At 73.5% G+C, this 19081-nt stretch carries 16 protein-coding genes; 6 read left to right on the top strand and 10 right to left on the bottom strand.

Going from position 1 to position 19081, the window contains the following annotated elements; genetic code table 11:
• Positions 1–59: 59 nt before the first annotated feature.
• Both QMQ26_RS17485 and QMQ26_RS17480 read right to left on the bottom strand, forming a co-directional pair.
• Positions 60–719, bottom strand: a complete 660-nt coding sequence (locus QMQ26_RS17485; RefSeq protein WP_282206299.1) for a pyridoxamine 5'-phosphate oxidase family protein — start codon at positions 717–719, stop codon at positions 60–62.
• Positions 720–876: 157 nt separating this feature from the next.
• Positions 877–4203 (bottom strand): BTAD domain-containing putative transcriptional regulator, encoded by a 3327-nt coding sequence (locus tag QMQ26_RS17480; protein WP_282206298.1) that lies wholly within the window; start codon positions 4201–4203, stop codon positions 877–879.
• A gap of 265 nt (positions 4204–4468) precedes the next feature.
• Here QMQ26_RS17480 and QMQ26_RS17475 point away from each other — a divergent pair, with 265 nt between their 5' ends.
• The gene (locus tag QMQ26_RS17475) at positions 4469–5758 is read left to right on the top strand and encodes a flavin-containing monooxygenase (RefSeq protein WP_100837319.1); all 1290 of its coding nucleotides are present in this window, start codon (positions 4469–4471) and stop codon (positions 5756–5758) included.
• 298 nt (positions 5759–6056) lie between these two features.
• On the opposite strand, the gene QMQ26_RS17470 is transcribed toward QMQ26_RS17475, so the two are convergent.
• From QMQ26_RS17470 to QMQ26_RS17445, 6 genes are all read right to left on the bottom strand, one after another.
• Positions 6057–7076 (bottom strand): tryptophan dimethylallyltransferase family protein, encoded by a 1020-nt coding sequence (locus QMQ26_RS17470; RefSeq protein WP_282206297.1) that lies wholly within the window; start codon positions 7074–7076, stop codon positions 6057–6059.
• A 312-nt stretch (positions 7077–7388) separates the two neighbouring features.
• The gene (locus QMQ26_RS17465) at positions 7389–8705 is read right to left on the bottom strand and encodes a cytochrome P450 (RefSeq protein WP_282206296.1); all 1317 of its coding nucleotides are present in this window, start codon (positions 8703–8705) and stop codon (positions 7389–7391) included.
• Between the two features lie 15 nt (positions 8706–8720).
• On the bottom strand, positions 8721–9332 hold the full coding sequence (locus QMQ26_RS17460) for a GTP-binding protein (protein ID WP_100837322.1): 612 nt from the start codon (positions 9330–9332) through the stop codon (positions 8721–8723).
• Positions 9307–9687, bottom strand: a complete 381-nt coding sequence (locus QMQ26_RS17455) for a DUF742 domain-containing protein (RefSeq protein WP_100837323.1) — start codon at positions 9685–9687, stop codon at positions 9307–9309. Before QMQ26_RS17455 ends, QMQ26_RS17460 begins: the two co-directional genes overlap by 26 nt.
• Positions 9684–10085: a roadblock/LC7 domain-containing protein gene (locus tag QMQ26_RS17450; RefSeq protein ID WP_033250356.1), complete on the bottom strand. Its 402-nt coding sequence runs from the start codon at positions 10083–10085 to the stop codon at positions 9684–9686. The genes QMQ26_RS17455 and QMQ26_RS17450 overlap by 4 nt, the downstream gene beginning before the upstream one ends.
• Positions 10082–11350: a sensor histidine kinase gene (locus tag QMQ26_RS17445; protein WP_282206295.1), complete on the bottom strand. Its 1269-nt coding sequence runs from the start codon at positions 11348–11350 to the stop codon at positions 10082–10084. Before QMQ26_RS17445 ends, QMQ26_RS17450 begins: the two co-directional genes overlap by 4 nt.
• Positions 11351–11842: 492 nt before the next feature.
• Here QMQ26_RS17445 and QMQ26_RS17440 point away from each other — a divergent pair, with 492 nt between their 5' ends.
• On the top strand, positions 11843–12388 hold the full coding sequence (locus tag QMQ26_RS17440) for an RBBP9/YdeN family alpha/beta hydrolase (protein WP_282206294.1): 546 nt from the start codon (positions 11843–11845) through the stop codon (positions 12386–12388).
• 36 nt (positions 12389–12424) lie between these two features.
• Here QMQ26_RS17440 and QMQ26_RS17435 read toward each other — a convergent pair whose 3' ends face one another.
• Complete coding sequence (locus QMQ26_RS17435; RefSeq protein ID WP_282206293.1) at positions 12425–13948, bottom strand: LCP family protein; 1524 nt, start codon at positions 13946–13948, stop codon at positions 12425–12427.
• Positions 13949–14169: 221 nt separating this feature from the next.
• Between QMQ26_RS17435 and QMQ26_RS17430 the strand changes: the two genes are divergently transcribed.
• The 3 genes from QMQ26_RS17430 to QMQ26_RS17420 are packed head-to-tail and all read left to right on the top strand — an operon-like array spanning position 14170 to position 17404.
• Entirely contained in the window at positions 14170–15273 is a 1104-nt protein-coding gene (locus QMQ26_RS17430; RefSeq protein ID WP_282206292.1) for a sugar ABC transporter substrate-binding protein, read from the top strand.
• A 32-nt stretch (positions 15274–15305) separates the two neighbouring features.
• A complete protein-coding gene (locus tag QMQ26_RS17425) occupies positions 15306–16088 on the top strand; it encodes an ATP-binding cassette domain-containing protein (protein WP_100838600.1) in 783 nt (260 codons plus the stop codon).
• Between the two features lie 47 nt (positions 16089–16135).
• Positions 16136–17404, top strand: a complete 1269-nt coding sequence (locus QMQ26_RS17420; protein WP_282206548.1) for a sugar ABC transporter permease — start codon at positions 16136–16138, stop codon at positions 17402–17404.
• A gap of 44 nt (positions 17405–17448) precedes the next feature.
• Here the strand turns inward: QMQ26_RS17420 and QMQ26_RS17415 are convergent, their stop codons facing one another.
• Complete coding sequence (locus tag QMQ26_RS17415; RefSeq protein WP_282206291.1) at positions 17449–17676, bottom strand: hypothetical protein; 228 nt, start codon at positions 17674–17676, stop codon at positions 17449–17451.
• 161 nt (positions 17677–17837) lie between these two features.
• On the opposite strand from QMQ26_RS17415, the gene QMQ26_RS17410 reads away from it, so the two are divergent.
• Complete coding sequence (locus tag QMQ26_RS17410; RefSeq protein ID WP_282206290.1) at positions 17838–19037, top strand: ROK family transcriptional regulator; 1200 nt, start codon at positions 17838–17840, stop codon at positions 19035–19037.
• Positions 19038–19081: the final 44 nt, after the last annotated feature.

The following is a 19081-nucleotide window of genomic DNA, read 5'->3' as shown; positions in this document are numbered from 1 at the left end:
GGGAGGGAGGGAGGGAGGGGAAAGGAAGGAGGGAGGGAGGGTCAGGAGGGGGTGGCGGGTCAGGAAGGGGTGGCGGGGGCGGCGGTGTGGCGGGCGAGTTCGGCGCGCAGCAGGGCGTTCTCCTGTTCCAGCCGTTCCATGCGGGTGAGGCGGTCGCGGACCGGGGCCAGGGCGTCGGCGAGTTCGTGTTCGGTGAAGCGCGGGGTGATGTGCTGGGGGCAGTTCCAGGCGTGCGCCTCGACCCGGATGGTGACGAGCTGTTCGATCCGGCCGTCGGTGCGCGGGGTGCTGAGGCGTGCGGCGAGGGCGGGATCGTGGTCGGCGGGGACGGCGGTGGCGCGGCCGAACACCTTGAGGCGGGCCTGCCGGGCGTGGTCGAGGAAGAACAGGGCGACCCGGCCGTCGCCGCCGCGCAGGTTGCCGGTGGTCAGGTACTGCCGGTTGCCGCGGACGTCCAGGTAGCCGAGGGTGTGCGGGTCCAGGACGTGGACGAAGCCGGGCGGGCCGCCGCGGAAATGGAGGTACGGCCAGCCGTTCTCGTTGACCGTCGCGAACAGGAAGCCGTCCATGCCGCGGACGAAGGAGGTCTCGGTGTCGGTGAACGGCTCGGGTCCGTCGCCCGGCGCGCGCAGGCGGCGGTCGGCCGCGGCGGCGCTGCCCATCTCCTGTTGGAGGCGGCGTACGGCGGGGGTGTACGCGAGTCGGTCGTAGCGGCTCAAGGTGTCACCTCGGGATTCGGTCCGGTGCGGTGGGGTTTTCACCGTAAGGAGCCGGGCTGTCCGGGCGGCCGGAGCGGGACCAGAGGGCGGGACGGGCAGGGCGGGGCGCTCAGCTGCGGTGATGTGCGCGGGGCGGAAGTTTCGCGGAACTTCCGGTTCAGCGGAGGGAAGTGCCGCCCGCCGCCCGGACGATCCGCAGCGCCTCCCGGCGGTGCCGGACCGCGTCGGCGGCGCTGGCGTCGGCGTCGGCGGTGCCGGTGCCGGTGCTGAGCGCGGTGGCGGCCAGGGCGAGGGTGAGGTGGGCCCGGACCTCGCCGGGGCGGTGGCCGCTCGCGCGGTGCAGGGCGAGCGCGTCGGCGCCGAGGGCGAGGGCGGCCCGCGGGTCGCCGAGGCGGACCCGGACGCGGGCCAGGACGGTGAGGGCGTCGCCCTCGGGCACCCGGAACTCGGCTTCCCGGGCGAGGACGAGGGCGTGCTCGGCGGTGCGCAGCGCGGCGCGCGGGTCGGTGGCGAGCAGGGCGGCGGCGAGGCCGGCCAGGGCGGCGGCCTGCGGGTGGCGGTCGCCCGCGGCCTCGGCCAGGCGCAGGGCCTCGCGGTGGCCGGCGGCCGCCTCGGCGGGACGGTGGGCGCGGGCGTGCGCGGCGGCGAGGGCGAGGTGGGCGTTGGCCTCCAGGGCCCGGTTGCGCACGGTGCGGGCGGTGGCGAGCGCGGTGTGGGCGAGCAACTGCCCGGTGGCGTGGTCGCCGAGGTCGGTGTGGGCGGAGGACAGGCAGGTCAGCGCGACGGCCTCACTGAACCGGTTGCGGTGCCGCCGGTGCACCGGCAGGGTCTCGCCGATCACCCGGATCGCTTCGCCGGGGCGCCCGAGCGCCCGCTGGACCACGGCCAGGTTGGTCCGGGCGACGGCCTCCCGGTCGGCCGGCCCGTCGAGGCCGGTGGCGGCCGGGCCGAGCAGCCGGGCGGCGTGCGCGAAGTGCTCGGCGGCCTCGGACAGGCGGCCGAGCTTCCAGCAGATCAGGCCCAGCACGGTGATGTCGTCGGGGTGCGGCCCGGCGGACGGGGACGAGGGGAGGGGCGGCGCGACGGGTGGGAGCAGGCGTTCCGTCAACTGCCGTGCGGCGGTGAGCTGTCCGGCTTCGCAGGCCCGGACGGCGGCGGCGGACAGCCGGGCGCGGTCGGCCGGTCGGGCGGGACCGGTCGGCTGATCGGGGTCGGCCGGGCTCGGAGGGTCGGGCAGCGGGTGGGCGTCAGCCGACTGATCGACGTCGGACCCTCGTTCGGCCGGCAGCCCGGCGGCGTACGGGTGGAGCAGGCCGGGCAGCCGGTAGTGGCCGGGGGGTTGTTCCCGGACGAGGTGGGCGTCGGTGAGGCGGGCCAGCAGGGCGGCGGTCTCGGCGGGTGTGGTGGCGGCGAGGGCGGTGGCGGCCTGGGTGGTGAGGCCGGGGGCGGGGGCCCGGCCGAGGAGGCGGAAGAGGTGGCGGGCGGGGGCGGGGAGGGCGCGGTAGGAGCGGTCGAAGGCGGCGCGCAGGCCGGTGTGCGGGTCGTCCGCGAGGTCGAGGCGGGCGAGCAGGTCGGCGTCGGGCTGGGCGGGGGCGTGGTCGGCGAGGGGGCTGTCGGGGGCGGCGGCCAGGTGGGCGGCGGCGAGGCGGAGGGCGAGGGGGAGGCCGCCGCAGGCGTGGACGAGGCGGCGGGCGGCGGCCGGTTCGGCGGCGATCCGGGGGGCGCCGAGGACGGTGCCGAGCAGCCGGGTGCCCTCCGCCGGGTCGAGGGCGTCGAGGGTGAGGCGGTGGGCGTCGTTGCCGACCAGCAGGCCGGTGAGGCGGTTGCGGCTGGTGACCAGGACGGCGCAGCCGCGGGTGCCGGGGAGCAGGGGGCGGACCTGTGCGGCGTCCCGGGCGTCGTCGAGGACGATCAGCAGGCGGCGGTCGGCGAGCAGGGTGCGGTAGAGCGCGGCGGCCTCGTCCGGGTCGGCGGGCAGCCGGTCGGGCGGGGTGCCGAGGGCGCGCAGGAAGCGGGCGAGGAGGTCGGCGGGGCGTGCGGCGGGCCGGGTGGAGTGGCCGTGCAGGTCGGCGAAGAGCTGGCCGTCCGGGAAGCGGTCGCGGTGCTCGTGCGCCCAGTGGGTGGCGAGGACGGTCTTGCCGATGCCGGGCGGGCCGACCACGGTGACGAGCGGGTACGGGGCGGTGGGCCCGGCCGGGGTGGCGGTGACGGCCGGGAGCAGGGCGTCGAGCTCGCGCAGGTACCGGCGGCGGCCGACGAACCGGCCCGGGACGGAAGGGAGTTGGGCGGGCGGCGGGGGGAGGGGCGCCGGGCCGGACGGGGGCCGGGCCGGTGGGGGAGCGGCCGCCCGGGCGGGCAACTGGCCGCGCAGGACGCGCAGGTGGGCGTCGTGGAGTTCGGGGCCGGGGGTGACGCCGAGCTCCTCGTCGAGGCGGGTGCGCAGGCGGGTGTAGGTGTCGAGGGCGGCGGCCTGGCGGCCGCTCGCGGCGAGGGTGAGGATCAGCCGGGCGTGCAGGCCCTCGTGGAGCGGTTCGAGGTGGGCCAGCTCCCGGAGCGGGTGGACGGCCTGGTCGGCGCGGTGCAGCAGCAGGGCGGTGTCGGCGTGCAGCAGGGCGGCGCGGATTCGCCGCTCGTTGGCGGCGACCGCGGCGGGGTGGCGGCGCAGGGCCGGGTCGGCGTCGGCGAGGACGGGGCCGCGCCACCACCGCAGGGCGCGGGTGAGGTCCCGGTGCGCGGTGTCCGGGTCGGGGGCGTTCCGCAGGGAGGTGGTGCGGGCCAGCAGGTCGTCGAACCGCCCGAGGTCGGTGCGGTGGCGGGGGAGGTCGAGCCGGTAGCCGGTGGGGGTGCGGACGATGCCGGGGCGGTCCGGGCGGTCCGGGCGGTCGGGGTCGTCGGAGCTGCCGGGGCTGTCGGAGCTGTCGGGGGCGTTCGGGGCGAGGAGGCGGCGCAGTCGGCCGATGTGGGTGTGGAGCAGGCTCTGCTGCGAGTCGGGCGGTCCGGACGGCCACAGGGTGTCGGTGATCTCCTGCCGGGTGGCGGCGCCGGGGTGGGTGAGGGCGAGCAGTCCGAGCAGGCGGCGCAGGGCGGGGCTGCCGATCGGGACGTCGGCGCCGCCGTGACGTAGGGCGAGCGGGCCGAGCAGCAGCAGCGTCGTCCGGCCGCTCCCGGCGGAGTCGGAGCGGGAGCCGGTGCCGGCGCTGGTGCCGGTTCCTGCGCCGGTTCCGGCACCGGTGCTCGTGCCCAGGTCGGTGGCGGCGGACCGCAGTTCGGCGGTCTGCGCGGCGGTCAGGCCGAGGGCGTCGGCGAGTCGGTGCAGGGTGCGTTCGCGGGGCTGCCGGACCCGGCCGTGTTCGAGGTCGCGCAGGGCCCGGGTGCTGAGTCCGGCGCGGGCGGCGGCGGTCTGCTGGCTGAGCCCGGCCCGGGTGCGCAGCGCGTGCAGCAGCGGACCGAAGGCGGACCGGTCGGCCGACCCGTGCTCCGCCATGCCGCCCGCCCCCTCGTCCCCGGACGATCAGTGTGGAGGGGCCCCGCCGCTCCGGGCAAGGCGCACCCGGCGGTGCCGTCCCGGCGGTGCCCTCCCGGCGGTGCCCTCCCGGTGGGGCCGCACCCCCGGAGCCCGCGTCGTCCCCCGCCGCGCGCGTGGTGGGCCGGTGGCGGCCCTGGGGGCATTGTGTGCCCTGCTTATGCTGGAGGGTCAAGATTGTTTGGGGAGCGGCGAGTTATCGGCTGAGCGATTCATGGAGGTCGCAGTGGGTGTCTGTGTGATCGGCGCGGGGCTGTCGGGGTTGGCGGCGGCGTACGCGTTGCGCGAGCGCGGGCTGGACTTCGTCTGCCTGGAGCGCTCCCCGGGGGTGGGCGGGATCTGGCGTCGGCCGTCGGCAGGCGAGCCGGGTCCGGCGTACCAGGCGCTGCACCTGAACAGTGCCAAGCAGTTGACCGGGTTCGCGGCCTTCCCGATGTCCGACGAGATGCCGCTGTACCCGCGGCACAGCGACGTGGCGGCGTACCTGCGGGAGTTCGCCGAGTGGGCGGGGCTGCTGCCGCACATCGAGTTCCGCACCGAGGTGCTGTCGGTGCGTCAGGACGCGTACGGGGTGTGGACGGTGGTCAGCCGCGGTGCCGCGGGGGTGGAGACCCGGCGGACGTTCGACCAGGTGGTGGTGGCCTCGGGGCACCACAACGTGCCGACGATGCCGAACCCGCTGCCGCCGGGCGCGGAGTCCTTCACCGGGGCGATGCTGCACTCGATGGACTTCATGGACGGCCGGGACTTCACCGGCCAGCGGGTGGTCGTGGTGGGCATGGGCGCGTCCGGGGTGGACATCGCGGCCGACCTGTCCCGGCACGCGGCCCGGACGGTGCTCTCGGCCCGCCGCGGCCTGCACGTCATACCCAAGCAGCTGCACGGCATATCGGTGGACCTGATCGCCGAGGCACCCTGGTTCACCGCCAAGTCGCTGGAGGAGCAGCGGGAGTTCGTGGAGCAGGCGCTGGAGGTGGCGCGCGGCCGGATGTCGGACTACGGCCTGCCCGAGCCGGACCACCGGATCTTCTCCTCGGCGGTGACCATCTCGGACGAGATCCTGAGCCGGATTCGGCACGGCGCGGTGCTGCCGAAGCCCGGCATCGCCTCGCTGGAGGGCTCCACCGTCCGTTTCACGGACGGGAGTTGGACGGAGGCGGACGCGATCGTGTTCTGCACCGGCTTCGACTGGCGGTTCCCGTTCCTGCCGGACGGGCACCCGGCCGGTGCGACCGGTCCGGTCCGGCTGTACCGCCGGGTGGTGGCGCCGGAGCTGCCGGGGCTGCTGTTCCTGGGCCTGATCCGCCCGGTGGGGTCGATCACCCGGCTGGTGGAGGCGCAGGCGCAGTGGGTGGCGCGGCTGCTGACGGGGGAGGCGGTGCTGCCCGCGGCGGACGTGATGCGGAAGGAGATCGACGGGCACCTGGCCGGGATCGAGCGCCGGTACGGCATGTCGACGGGGTCCTCGATCCAGGTGGACGTCGGCTCGTACCTCCGTGAACTGCGCGAGGCGTAGGCAGTCCGGGGCCTGCGCGAGGCGTAGGCCGCAGTGAGGGTGCGGAGTCGCTCGTGGGCGTGCGGTCCCACGGGCGGTTCCGCCTGCGGCCCCGCCGGGCGGTGGCAGGAGCAGGGACGAAGAGCGGGAACGAAGAGCGGGAAGAGCAAGAGGAGCACGGGAAGAGCAAGGAGCGGCGCCGGGGATGCGGGTACGGACGTGAACGTGGGCGTGAGCGCCGGAGCGGCCGCGGACGCGGTGCGGTGCGGCAGTCACAGGGGAGGGGACGGCCGCCGGGAGCCGGTTCGGGCCGGCCGCGTCAGCGCACGTTCGGTGGTCGGACCCGGTACGCCTCGGAGGAGAGGTACGCGGTGATCCGGGGCGCCCGGCCGTGCTGGTGGGCCAGGGCGAGGTAGGAGATCAGGCCGACGCCGTCCTCCAGCGGGCGGGGGGTGAGCGCGCCGAGGGCGTTGCGGAGTCCGGTCGGGTCGATGCCGTAGCGGTCGAGCAGGACGACCGCGCGGTCGAGCACCTCGCCGTCGTGCCGGGCGTAGTCGCGGACGGGTACGTACGCGGTGAACGCGCTGGGCACGCCGGTGGTGTCGGTGTAGCCGTGGCAGGTCTGGACGGGGCGCAGGGTGAGCCGGGGGTTGGTGTCGGGGGTGATGCCGGCGGCGGTGCGCAGGAAGGACTCGAGTTCGGCGGGGCCGGGGCCGCCGGGCATCCGGCCGAGGGTGCCGGTGGCGGCGGGGGTGAGTCCGTGGTGGGTGGTGTAGATCTTGAGCCGGGGTTCGGGCCAGTCGCCGAGGTCGAGGGCGAGGAAGAGCAGCTGGTCGCCTTCGGGCAGGTCGCTGTCGGCGTGGTGGTGGCCGAGTCGGCGCAGGGCCGCGCGGACGGTGCGTTCGGCGTGGGCGGCGCCGTTGGCGGCCGGGTTGAGGTAGGCCTTCATCCGGGGGGTGCCGCCGGGGAGCAGCTCCAGGGCGATCCACAGGGAGAACGCCCCCTGCGGCTCGTCCGGGAGGAACAGGTCGGTGACGGTGTCGAGCTGTTCGGTGGAGATGCCCCAGTGTCCGGCGAGGCCGTGCAGGGCGCGCAGGGCGAGGCGGCTGCTCTCGGCGGGGGTGCCGAAGCCGCTGGCGGGTTCGAAGAGGACCCGCAGGGTGGGGGCGCGGTCGGCGGAGAAGGAGAGCGAGAACTCGACCGGGGTGTGGTCGTCGGAGAGGAACGACGGCGTGCCGGGGGGAGGTCGAGGGAGCGGTCGGCGACCGGCCCGAGGGCGGCGTTGACGGCCCGGGTGTAGGCGGCGGACTCCCGGCGGTCCAGTCCGGCGAGTTCGCACAGGGCGAGCAGCTGTCTGGCGGCGTGGGAGCCGATGGTGCGGGTGGCGGCTTTGGGCGGGGGCAGCAGTTCGTTCAGGCCGGTCACGCCGGCCGGGGGGCACGGAAGACGCCCGACGCCCCCCCGGCCGCCGGGTATCGGCGGGTGCGAGGGGGCGGTGTACGAAGCCCAGGCGTCCTTGGAGGCTCTCTCCACGACACCCTCCTGTTCTCGGTCAGCGGGCAACCGCATATGGCGGAGGCAATTGCGCTGCTGAATACCCGAGCCGATCAATATTCATGCGACGCAAGTGACATGAGTACTGTCGTGAAGATCACTTGGACAGCCAGTTGAGGAACTGGCTCCACCGTCCGGTCTTCTCCGGGGTCTTGGCCGCCACCGGCCGGGCCGGCGCGGCGGCGGGCACCGGACGGGCCGGCTCGACCGGGCTGAACCGGGTGGGGAGCGCGACCAGGCCGCGGTTGAACGGGCCCGGACGCCAGCTCAGGCTGGCCTCGGGGACGGCGAGTTCGATGTCCGGCAGCTTGTTGAACAGGTTCTCGATCGCGGTCATCGCGATCTGCCGCGCCGAGTCCTTGGAGGGGCAGGCGTGCGGGCCGGCGCTCCAGGCCAGGTGCGCCCGGCTGCCGACCTGGCGCTCGCCGGCCAGGATCGGGCTGCGGTTGGCGGCGGCGAACGAGACCAGCATCAGGTCGCCGGCCTTGAACTGCTCGCCGGCGAACTCGGTGTCCATCGCCGGGTAGTGCGGGGCGAGGTTCGCGAACGGCGGGTTCTCCCACAGCGTGTCGTCGATCGCCTCGTCGATCAGGCCGCCCTGGTGGGCGTACGCGTCGTGGGTGAGCAGCCGGTGCAGGGTGGAGCCGATGAAGTTGCCCTCCGGGTCGGTGCCGGCCAGCAGCAGGGCGAGCTGGTGCACGGCCTCCTGGTCGGTGAGCCGCGCCTGGTGCTGCATCAGCCAGGAGGCGACGTCCTCGCCGGGACGGCTGCGCTTGAGCGCGACGAGTTCGCCGACCGCGCCGTACAGCACCTCGGCGGCCTGCTCCGCGTTGATGCCGTCGAACATGCCGGTGATGCCGAACAGCACCCGGTCGCCGATGTCGGCGGGGCAGCCGAACAGTTCGTTGAAGACGAACAGCGGCAGCTGCCGGGCGTAGCCGCCGACCAGGTCGACCGAGCCCCGGTAGCCGAACTGGGCGATCAGGAAGTCGGAGACCTGCTGGGTGACCCGGGACAGCCGGCGGGAGTCGATCCGGGCCATGGTGTCGGTGATGGCCTGGCGCAGCCGCAGGTGCTCGGCGCCGTCGGCGAACATGGCGTTGGGCCGGTGCATGAGGATCGGGACCACCGGGCTGTCCATCGGGACGACACCCTCGTTGAGCTCGCGCCACCGCCGCCCGTCCTTGCGGAAGGTCGCGGAGTCCTGCAGCAGCTGCAGGGCGGCCGAGTACTCGGTGACCAGGGTGGCGTTCACCCCGGGGGCCAGCTCGACCGGGGCGGTCGGGCCGTAGTGCCGCAGGTAGTCGTAGTACGACTGCGGGTTGGCGGCGAACTCGGCTCCGTACAGCGGCACTCGGCCGCCGTGGGCCGGGCACCCGGGCGGGGGTACCGGGGCGGAAGAGTGAGCGTCCATGGCTGCGTATTGCTCCTAGCTGGCGCGGTCCAGCAAATAGCGGACGAGAGTGGTGAGTGCGGCGGCCGACGACTTCTCGTTGCGCGCGTCGCAGGTGACGACCGGGGTTTCGTCGAGCAGGTCGAGGGCCTCCCGCAGCGCCTTCTCGGCGCGCTCAGGGTTGCCGTCGAAGTGGTTGACGGCGATGGCGTAGTCCAGCCCGTACTGCTCGATCAGGTCGATCACGGGGAAGGAGTCGGCGAGCCGTTCGGGGTCGACCAGGATCAGCGCGCCGAGGGCGCCGCGGGCCATGTCCTCCCACATCTGGACGAAGCGGGTCTGCCCGGGGGTGCCGAACAGGTAGAGCACCACGCGTTCGCTGAGGGTGAGGCGGCCGAAGTCCAGGGCGACCGTGGTGGTGGTCTTGCCCTTGACGCCCTTGAGGTCGTCGACGGCCTCGGCGGCCTGGGTCATGGTCTCTTCGGTGGAGAGCGGTTCGATCTCGGAGATCGAACCGATGAAGGTGGTCTTGCCGACGGCGAAGTGTCCGACGACGAGGATCTTCACGGCGGTCTGGGTGGCACCTCCGGCGACGTAGTCGTCGGTGGTCAGCACGCCCCGGTCATCCGAACTTGCGGTGAAGCCCATTGAGCACCTCCTCCAGAAGGTCCTTGTCGGCGTTCCGGGCCCTCGGGACCGGCGGACGGGTCATCAGGTGGCCGCTCTCGGTGAGCGAGGCCAGGACGATGCGGACCACGCCCAGCGGCAGCCGGGTGTGGCCCGCCACCTCGGCGACCGAGAGGTAGCCGGCCGAGCAGATGTCCAGCAGCCGCTCCTCCTCCGGGGTGAGCCGGTTGGGGCGGCGGCCTTCCTCCGGGGTGGCGGTGACCAGGGTGATCAGGGACAGCTGCTGCTCGTCGGGCAGCTCCCGCCCCTTGGTGATGATGTAGGCGCGGACTAAATCCGCAGGCTCGAACTCGAAGTCCTCGCCGCCGCCCCTCACCTGCGGACCCCGATGTCCTCGCGGGGCGGCGCGGCGAGGAACTTGCCGAGCTGGCCCACGAGTTGCTGCATCCGGAAGGTGATGTCCTGCATGTCGACGTCCGGCAGCGCGGAGACGCCGAGGTAGGCGCCGTCACCGGCGGAGATCAGGAACACCCAGCCGCCGTCGAACTCGACCAGGGTCTGCTGCCAGCGCTGCGTCGGGTTGTCGCAGAAGAAGCCGAGCGAGCGGCTGAGCGACTGGACGCCGCTCATCGCGGCGGCCACCCGGTCGGCGTTGTCCTTGTCGATGTCCCTGGTGCGGGCCATCAGCAGGCCGTCGGCGGAGATCAGGACCGCGTGCAGGGCCCCGGGGATCTCCAGCGCGCTGTCGAGCATCCAAGACAGATCGTCGTTCACGAGAACTCATGCCCTTCACTGCTTGCACCGCGGGTGCTGGTCGTCTGGTTCGCGTCGTCCCGCTGGGTGGCGCGACCGGACCTGGTGCCGCGCTGGAAAGCCCCCAGCATCGCCGCGGTCTGCGCCCCGGAACGGGACGAGGGGGCGGCGGGCGCTGCGGGCGCGCCGTAGGGGGCGGATTCGTTCGTCGGGACGATCGCCATCGGCCGCTTGCGGCGGCGGATCGGCAGGCCGTCCTCGGTGGAGCCGAAGGATTCGGTCGCCGCGGGAGGGACCGCGGCGGGCAGCGCGGCCGGCTGCGCTGCCGGTCGCGCCACGGGGACGGGCGCCGGGGCCGGGGCGGGTGCCTGGCTCTGGACGGCCGCCTGGACGGTCGGGGCGGGCGGCTGGGCGCGCCGCTCCGGCATGTTGGTGAGCAGCTCGTGCGGCAGCAGCAGCACGGAGCGGACACCGCCGTAGGGGGAGGTGGAGTCCACCGAGACCTCGAAGCCGAAGCGCTCGGAGAGCACGCCGATCACGGCGAGGCCGAACTGCGGCGGGTTGCCGAGGCCGCTGACGCCGGTGACCCGCTCGGTGGTCAGCAGCCGTTCGGCGCGGGCCCGTTCCTCGTCGTTCATGCCGACGCCGGCGTCGTCCACCACGATCACCACGCCCTTGGGCACGGTGCGGATGTTGATCTCGACGACGGTGTCGGGGCTGGAGTACGAGGTCGCGTTGTCGAGCAGCTCGGCCAGCGCCAGGGCGACCGGCTCCACCGCGCGGCTGGAGATGCCGAAGTCCACCTGGGAGAGGATCTCCACCCGGCGGTAGTGGCGGATGCGGCCCTGGGCGGAGCGCACCACGTCGTACACCGAGGCGACGTCGCGGTGGCGGCCGAGCCAGCCGCCGCACAGGACGGCGATGGACTGGGCGCGGCGGCCGAACTGGGAGTTGGTGTGGTCGACCTCCAGCAGGTCCTGCAGCATGACGGACTCGCCGTACTTGTCCTGCAGCCGGGAGAGGATCAACTGCTGCTCCGCCGCGAGGCCCTGGAGCGTCCGCATGGCGGACTTCAATACCGTTTTGGTTGCCTCGTCCGCTTGCTCCTGAGCGGAGGCGACCGACTGCGTATAGTGGTGCTCCAGGTCGGTGTAGTGCTCCCGGAGCCCGTTGATCTCCTGTCGGAGTGCCGCTGCTGCCTTGCGCTGGCGGACCACGATGAGGACCGCGGCGGCCAGGACGAGGAAGAGAACCCAGAGCAACGGGTCCGCTGTGTATTTCGTCATAAGACTCTCTTCAGGCGACTGGCGGCCGACTGCTGAATCCCCGTCATCGCAGGGTGAACCCGCCGCTCCCCCAAGCGGGATGATCGTATCATCGGGCGAACAGGTGAACGGTCGTCCGGCCAGGCGTGAAGGCCCGTCTGCTCCGGGGTGGACAAGGGTAGTTGGAACCCCAGGTCAGCACCCTGATCGATCGTCAGTACCCGGTCCGACCGGCCCCCCGCGGTCGTTCCACCGCCTCCCACCGGGCCGTTTACCACAGGGTGGGTCTCCGGGGCGGGAGCAACGCGCGAGTTTCCGGGTTTTTCCGACACCGCGTCAAGAAGCGCTTCATACTGCCCTCCGGTCGGCGCCCGCACGAGACCGCCACGCCGCGCAACCTGCCGTTAAGGTGCGGACACACGATCCACCCCTCCTCCCGCGGGGTCAGCGCCGACTCCCGGTCCTTCCCGCGCCGCCGGACCGCCGGTCCGCGGCGCCGAGCACGAGGTCTCCATGGAATCCGTCACCTTTGTGCACCTCGCGGGCATCGGCAACTCCGGCCCCGGGCACTGGCAGCACCACTGGCACGCCGCCGACCGCCGCACCGTCTGGGTCGAGCACGACTCCTGGGACCACCCCGAACGCGACGCCTGGGTCGCCGACCTGGACGCCACCCTGCGCGGCACCCCCGGCCCCAAGCTGATCGTCGCCCACAGCCTCGGCTGCACCACCCTGATCGAATGGGCGGCCGACCACGCCGACCCGGACGTCACCGGCGCGCTGCTGGTCGCCGCCCCCGACCCGCACGGCCCCGCCTTCCCTGCCGAAGCCACCGGCTACCACCACCCGCGCCCGGCCCCGCTCCCCTTCCGCACCCTCCTGGTGGCCAGCGGCGACGACCCCTACGCCACCCCCGCCCACGCCCGGGCCACCGCCACCGCCCTCGGCGCCGACCTCGTCGAAGCCGGCGACCTCGGCCACATCAACGCCGCCTCCCACCTCGGCGACTGGCCCGAAGGCCGCCGCCTGCTCACCCGCCTGCTCCCGCCCGCCGCCTGACGCCGGAACACCGGCGACGGCGGTGCGGGCGGCGGTTCAGCCGTAGGTGAGGTCGGCGCAGGCGTCCTCGTCGGCGGAGCGGGCCTGGCTGACGCTGGTGGGCAGCGGGCCGGTGGGGGCCGGTGGGGCGGTGGTGGGGTCGGGGGTGCCCGCGTAGTCGGCGCCCAGGGTGAGGGTGATCCCGGCGCGGTCGCCGGGCTGGAGGGTGGTGCCGGGGAACAGGGCGGCGACCTTCTCGGCGGCGGCCTTCTCGCCGGACCCGTATTCGACCAGGGTGCCGCGGTGGGTGCGGGAGGCGGCGTCGGCCCGGCCGGTGACGGTGAAGCCGGAGTCCTCCAGGACCCGGGCGGCCCGGGTGGCCAGCCCGGCGGTGTCGGTGCCGTTGTGGACCGCGACCCGGATACCGGCGCCGTCGACCGCGGCGGGGCCGGCGGAGGCGGCGGAGACGGGTTCGGCGGAGGCCGAAGCGGAGGCGGAAGCAGAGGCCGAGGCGGAGGCGTCCTGCCCGTCCAGGGTGCGGTCGGAGCGCAGCGCGGCCCACAGCTGGTCGGCGTCGGGGTGCACCAGGGCGACCCGTTCGCCCTGGTAGCGCCAGGGGACGGTGAGGAACTTGACGTCGTGCAGGTCGACGTCCTTGAGCGACATCGCGAAGTCGACCAGCTTGCCCGCGGAGCCGAGTCCCTCGTCCACGGTGAGCGCCTTGGTGGCGGCGTCGGCCAGCGGCAGCAGGGTGGTGGGGTCCATGCCCTGCGCCTTGACCTGCCTGATCAGCGCGGCGAGGAAGGCCTGCTGGCGCTTGGTGCGGCCGATGTCGGAGCCGTCGCCGAGGCCGTGCCGGATGCGGACGTAGTCGAGCGCGGCCTGTCCGGAGACGGTCTGGTGGCCCTGTTTGAACAGTTCCTTGCCGCGCTGCCCGAGGTGGGGGTCCAGGTCGCCCTCGTGGACGGCCTGCGGCAGGCAGACGTCGACGCCGCCGACCGCGGTGGTCATGTCGGCGAAGCCCTGGAAGTCGATCACCAGGGTGTGGTCGATCCGCAGGCCGGTGAGCTTCTCGACGGTGTTCTGGGTGCAGGCCGGGTTGCCCTGTTCGGTGTCGCCGACCGAGAAGGCGCTGTTGAACATCGCGCTGGGCCGGTCCGGGGTCCAGGTCTTGTCGGGCAGCAGGCAGGGCGGGATCTCGACCAGCGAGTCGCGCGGGAGGGAGACCCCGACGGCGTGCCGGTGGTCGGCGTAGACGTGCAGCAGGATCGCGGTGTCCGAGCGGGCGCCGCCGTCCTCCCCGCCGCCGAGGTCCTGGTTGCCGCCCGAGCGGGTGTCGGAGCCGATCAGCAGCAGGTTGACGGGGGTGCGGCCCTCGGCGTCGGCGCCGGCGGCGGGCGGCCGGTCCCGGCTGACGCCGTCGCCGCCGAAGGTGCTCAGGTTGCCGTTGAGCCGGTGGTACAGCAGCCCGCCGGCCAGGACGGCCAGCGAGACGGTGCCGACGGTGGCCCACAGGGCGATCCGCCGCCCTCGCCGGCCGCGGCCGCCGTCGTGGCCGGTTCTCTCGTTGCGTACGGACATGACGCCCCCTCACCCGTTGCCGCCGGCCGAACTTCTACAGGGCTGTAGAGGCCGAGCGAAGCATACAAACCCGGACGGGTGCCGTCGCACCCTGCCCGCGCCCTCCCGCCCCGCTTGCCCGCCGCGGGCCCCGCCACCCGCTCGGAGCAACCCCGATCGTGGTGGACGCCAACCGTTCTCACACTCGGTGACGGGGGCGCCATCGACAGGAAGAGGGCATCATGCACACCGGTCTCCGTCGGATCGCCGTCGCGGCCACCGCGGCCACGCTCGCCGTGGGCCTGGCGGCCTGCGGCAGCGCCAAGCAGTCGTCCGGCTCCTCGGGCTCCTCCGGCAGCGCGAACCAGGCGGTGAAGATCGGCCTGCTGCTGCCGGAGTCCAAGACCACCCGGTACGAGCAGTTCGACCGCCCGCTGATCGAGGCGAAGATCAAGTCGCTGGCGCCCAACGCGCAGATCGACTACTACAACGCCAACCAGGACGCGACGCAGCAGCAGACCCAGGTGGACACCGCGCTGACCAAGGGCGACCAGGTGCTGATCCTGGACGCGGTGGACTCCAAGGCGATCCAGTCCTCGGTGCAGAAGGCGCACGACGCGGGCGTCAAGGTGATCGCCTACGACCGGCTCGCCCAGGGCCCGGTGGACGCCTACGTCTCCTTCGACAACCACAAGGTCGGCGAGCTCCAGGGCGAGGCGCTGGTCACGGCGGTCGGCGACAAGGCCGGCAGCGGCCAGATCATCATGATCAACGGTTCGCCGACCGACCCGAACGCCGCCGACTTCAAGGCCGGCGCGCACAGCGCGATCGACGGCAAGCTGAAGATCGGCAAGGAGTACGACACCCCGCAGTGGGACCCGAACACCGCCAACCAGGAGGCCGCCGCCGCGATCACCGCGATCGGCGCCCCGAACGTGGTGGGCGTCTACTCCGCCAACGACGGCATGGCGGCCGGCATCGCCACCGCCCTCAAGGCCGCCAACCTGAACGTCCCGCTGACCGGCCAGGACGCCCAACTCGACGCCGTGCAGCGGATTCTGGCGGGAACCCAGACGATGTCGATCTACAAGCCGTACAAGCCGGAGGCGGACGCGGCCGGCGAGATGGCGGTGCAGTTCGCCCAGGGCCAGAGCCTGGGGTCCTCGCTCAAGCCGACCACCTCGACCAACGGCAGCGGCACCAAGGTCGACTCGCTGCTGATCGCCCCGGTCGTGCTCACCAAGGACAACATCAAGTCCACCGTGATCGCCGACGGCCTGTACACCGCGCAGCAGATCTGCACCCCGGACTACGCCTCGGCCTGCCAGGCCGCCGGAATCCAGTAGACCGCCCCCGACCGGAAGAGGAGGTGGTCGCGGTGGCGGGTGAGACCGTACTGGCACTGCGGGGGATCTCGAAGCGGTTCGGCGCCGTCCAGGCGCTCACCGGCATCGAACTGGAGGTCCGGGCCGGCGAGGTGCTCGCGCTGGTCGGCGACAACGGCGCCGGCAAGTCGACGCTGGTGAAGACCATCGCCGGGGTCAACCAGCCGGACGAGGGCGTGATCGAGTGGGAGGGGCGGCCGGTGTCCATCCACCGGCCGCAGGAAGCCCAGCAGTTGGGCATCGCCACCGTCTACCAGGACCTCGCGCTCTGCGACAACCTGGACGTGGTCGGCAACCTGTTCCTCGGCCGGGAGATCAAGCACTTCGGACTGGTCCTGGACGAGGTCGCGATGGAGCAGCGCTCCCGGAAGCTGCTGGACTCGCTCTCGATCCGCATCCCCAGCGTGCGCATCCCGATCGCCTCGCTCTCCGGCGGCCAGCGCCAGGTGGTGGCGATCGCCCGGGCGCTGATCGGCTCGCCCAAGGTGGTGATCCTGGACGAACCGACCGCCGCGCTCGGCGTCGAGCAGACCGCGCAGGTCCTGGACCTGGTCGAGCGGCTGCGCGACCAGCGCCTCGGGGTGATCCTGATCAGCCACAACATGGCCGACGTGATGGCGGTCGCGGACACCGTCGCGGTGCTGCGGCTGGGCCGCAACAACGGGGTCTTCGACAAGCACTCCACCAACCAGGAGCAGATCATCTCGGCCATCACCGGTGCCACGGACAACGCCGTGACCCGCCGGCAGGCCCGCGGTGAGGGAGGCGAGCGATGAGCGGGGACACCCCGGAGCCCGAACACCACCGGCTGCCCGAGGACGCCATGCCGACCGGCGGCGTCAACGCGCCCGTCCCGGTGGCCGCGGAGGCCACCCCGGCCGTCGACCCGCGGCTGATCGTCCGGCAGGAGGGCCTCAAGGGCTACCTGATCGAGTTCCGGCGGCGGCTGACCAGCGGCGAGCTGGGCTCGGCCCCGGTGGTGGTCGCGCTGATCGTCATCTGGGCCGTGTTCGGCTCGCTGAACAGCAGCTTCCTGTCGGCGCAGAACCTGTCCAACCTCTCCCAGCAGATCGTCGGCACCGGCATGATCGCGCTGGGCGTGGTGTTCGTGCTGCTGCTCGGCGAGATCGACCTGTCGGTCGGCTCGGTCAGCGGCCTGTGCGCGGCGATCTTCGCGGTCATGAACGTCACGCACGGCGTCAACCAGTGGCTGGCGCTGCTGTCCGCGATCGTCGGCGGCGCGGTGGTCGGCCTGGTGCAGGGCCTGTTCTTCGCCAAGGTCGGCGTCCCGGCGTTCGTCGTGACGCTGGCCGGCAACCTCGGCTGGAACGGCCTGATGCTCCAGGTCCTGGGCGCCAGCGGCACCGTCAACCTGTCCGGCAAGGACATCGTCTCGCGGCTGTATTCCACCATCTACGGGCAGCAGATCGCCGCCTACGGACTGGCGGCGGCCGGCGTGGTGCTGTTCCTCGGCTCCTCGCTGCTGGACGCCCGGCGGCGGCGGGCGGCCGGCGTCCCCTACCGGGCGCTCACCGACATCCTGGTGCGCAGCGCGGCGCTGGCCGTGGTCGGGTTCCTGGTGGCCTGGACGCTCAACCGCTACAAGGGGCTGCCGCTGGCGCTGCTGGTCTTCGTGGTCTTCGTGGTGGTGCTGGAGTTCGTGCTGCGCCGCACCCCGTACGGGCGGAAGGTGTTCGCGCTGGGCGGGAACATCGAGGGCGCCCGGCGGGCCGGCATCAACGTGTCCCTGGTGCGGATCACCGTCTTCATGATCTGTTCCACCATGGCGGCGATCGGCGGCCTGTTCCTGGCCGCGCAGATCCAGTCGGCCTCGCAGACCTCCGGCGGGGGCAACCTGCTGATGAACGCCATCGCGGCGGCCGTGATCGGCGGCACCAGCCTGTTCGGCGGGCGCGGTTCGACCTGGTCGGCGCTGCTCGGTGCGCTGGTGATCGGCTCGATCCAGTCCGGGATGAACATCCAGGGGCTGAGCAACGCGATCCAGTTCATGATCACCGGTGCGGTGCTGCTGGCCGCGGTGGTGATCGACTCGCTGGCGCGGCGGACCCAGAAGTCGGCCGGGCGGGCCTGAGGCGCGACGGCGGATCCCCCGGCGGCCGGCGGGCCGTCGGGGGATCAGTGCGTGCGGAGCAGTCCCAGGTGGACCACGGTGACCTGGGCCAGGTCCAGGTCGGCGTCGCGCCGGTGTCTGCGGGCCTCGGCCGATTCGGCGCGTTCGATCGCCTCCTGGCGGGCGTCCTCCTCGGCGGCGGCGTCCACGATGAACAGGTGGCGGCCGGAGCGGATCTCGTTGGCGTGCGGTATCTCGACGCACCAGCGATGACGGCTCTGGATGGCGTTCATCGGCCTTCCTCTCCCGGCGCGTCCCACGTACCGGCACATGAGGTGTTGCTACTGCCCTAGACCATAGGTATAGGCCAATTCGTCCGTCAAGAGGACGAGCAGGCTGTCAAATAATCCGTTCAGCGGTGAAATTGAGGGGAGAGTCCGCTACCGTTCCGTGCATGACAGCCCCCGCCGCCCCGGCCCCCTCGGCCCGCCGCCTGCGCACCCGGGCCACCCTGCTCGCCGTCCTCGGCGAGCACGGCACGCTCAGCCGCGCCGAGATCAGCCGGCTCACCGGGCTCTCCCGCTCCGCCGTCAGCAGCGCCGTCACCGACCTGCTCGACGAGGGGCTCGTCAGCGAGGACGCCACCACCACCGCCGCCGCCGGCCCGCCCGCCGCCGGACGCGGACGCCGCGCCGCCGCCGTCAGCCTGCGCCGCGCGCACGCCCTGGTGCTCGCCTTCGACTTCGGCCACACCCACCTCACCGCCGCCGTCGCCGACACCTCCGGCACCGTCCTCGGCGAGGCCACCGCCCACCTCGACGTCGACAACCACCCGCGCGAGGTCCTCCAGGCCGCCGAGACGCTCGCCGGACAGGCCCTCGACGCCGCCGGACACCGCCTCGACGGGATCACCGCGATCGCCGCCGGCATCCCCGGCGCCCTCGACACCCGCACCAACGTGGTCCGCGCCCCCTCCACCCTCTCCCAGTGGATCGGCATGGACCCCGCCGCCGAACTCGGCCGGGTCTTCGGCCGCCCCGTCACCGTCGGCAACGACGCCGAGATGGGCGCCCGCGGCGAACGCGCCCACGGCACCGGCGGCACCGTCAACGACCTGATCTACGTCAAGGCGTCCACCGGCATCGGCGCCGGACTCCTGCTCGACGGACGCCTCTACCGCGGCGCCAGCGGCATCTCCGGCGAGATCGGCCACATCCAGCTCCCCGACACCGGCACCTGGTGCCGCTGCGGCAACCGCGGCTGCCTGGAGTCCGTCGTCTCCATCACCGAGGTCCGCCGCCGGCTGGCCCACGTCCTCGCCCCCGGCGCCCGCCCCGGCGAACACGTCGACCTCCCGCCGCTCGACCGGCTCGCCGACATCCCCGCCGCCGCCCGCGTGATCGGCGAAGCCGGCCGCACCATCGGCCGCGTCCTCGCCGACCTGGTCAACTGCCTCAACCCCGCCGCCATCGTCATCGGCGGCGAACTCGGCCAGACCGGCGCCCCCCTCGTCCACGGCATCCGCGAATCCGTCGACCGCTACGCCCAGCCCGCCGTGGCCGAGGCCGTCGACATCCGGACCAGCCGCCTCGGCCTGCGCTCCGAGCTCTACGGCGCGATCGACGCGGCGGTCGCCGTCGCGGTCGGCGGCTGAGCGGCCCGGCTGAGCGACCCGGCCGGGCGGGCGGCCCGGCCGCC

Source organism: Kitasatospora fiedleri (genome assembly GCF_948472415.1).
Lineage (GTDB): Bacteria > Actinomycetota > Actinomycetes > Streptomycetales > Streptomycetaceae > Kitasatospora > Kitasatospora fiedleri.
The sequence above is the reverse complement of the archived record's forward strand: the minus strand, read 5'-3'. Positions and strand labels throughout refer to the sequence as shown.

Bases quoted from the DNA above. Each gene is read 5' to 3' on its own strand.
- QMQ26_RS17435 (WP_282206293.1), bottom strand. From the start codon at position 13,948: ATGTCCGTACGCAACGAGAGAACCGGCCACGACGGCGGCCGCGGCCGG.
- QMQ26_RS17440 (WP_282206294.1), top strand. From the start codon at position 11,843: ATGGAATCCGTCACCTTTGTGCACCTCGCGGGCATCGGCAACTCCGGC.
- QMQ26_RS17460 (WP_100837322.1), bottom strand. From the start codon at position 9,332: ATGGGCTTCACCGCAAGTTCGGATGACCGGGGCGTGCTGACCACCGAC.
- QMQ26_RS17480 (WP_282206298.1), bottom strand. From the start codon at position 4,203: ATGGCGGAGCACGGGTCGGCCGACCGGTCCGCCTTCGGTCCGCTGCTG.
- QMQ26_RS17465 (WP_282206296.1), bottom strand. From the start codon at position 8,705: ATGGACGCTCACTCTTCCGCCCCGGTACCCCCGCCCGGGTGCCCGGCC.
- QMQ26_RS17430 (WP_282206292.1), top strand. From the start codon at position 14,170: ATGCACACCGGTCTCCGTCGGATCGCCGTCGCGGCCACCGCGGCCACG.
- QMQ26_RS17420 (WP_282206548.1), top strand. From the start codon at position 16,136: ATGCCGACCGGCGGCGTCAACGCGCCCGTCCCGGTGGCCGCGGAGGCC.
- QMQ26_RS17415 (WP_282206291.1), bottom strand. From the start codon at position 17,676: ATGAACGCCATCCAGAGCCGTCATCGCTGGTGCGTCGAGATACCGCAC.
- QMQ26_RS17410 (WP_282206290.1), top strand. From the start codon at position 17,838: ATGACAGCCCCCGCCGCCCCGGCCCCCTCGGCCCGCCGCCTGCGCACC.
- QMQ26_RS17445 (WP_282206295.1), bottom strand. From the start codon at position 11,350: ATGACGAAATACACAGCGGACCCGTTGCTCTGGGTTCTCTTCCTCGTC.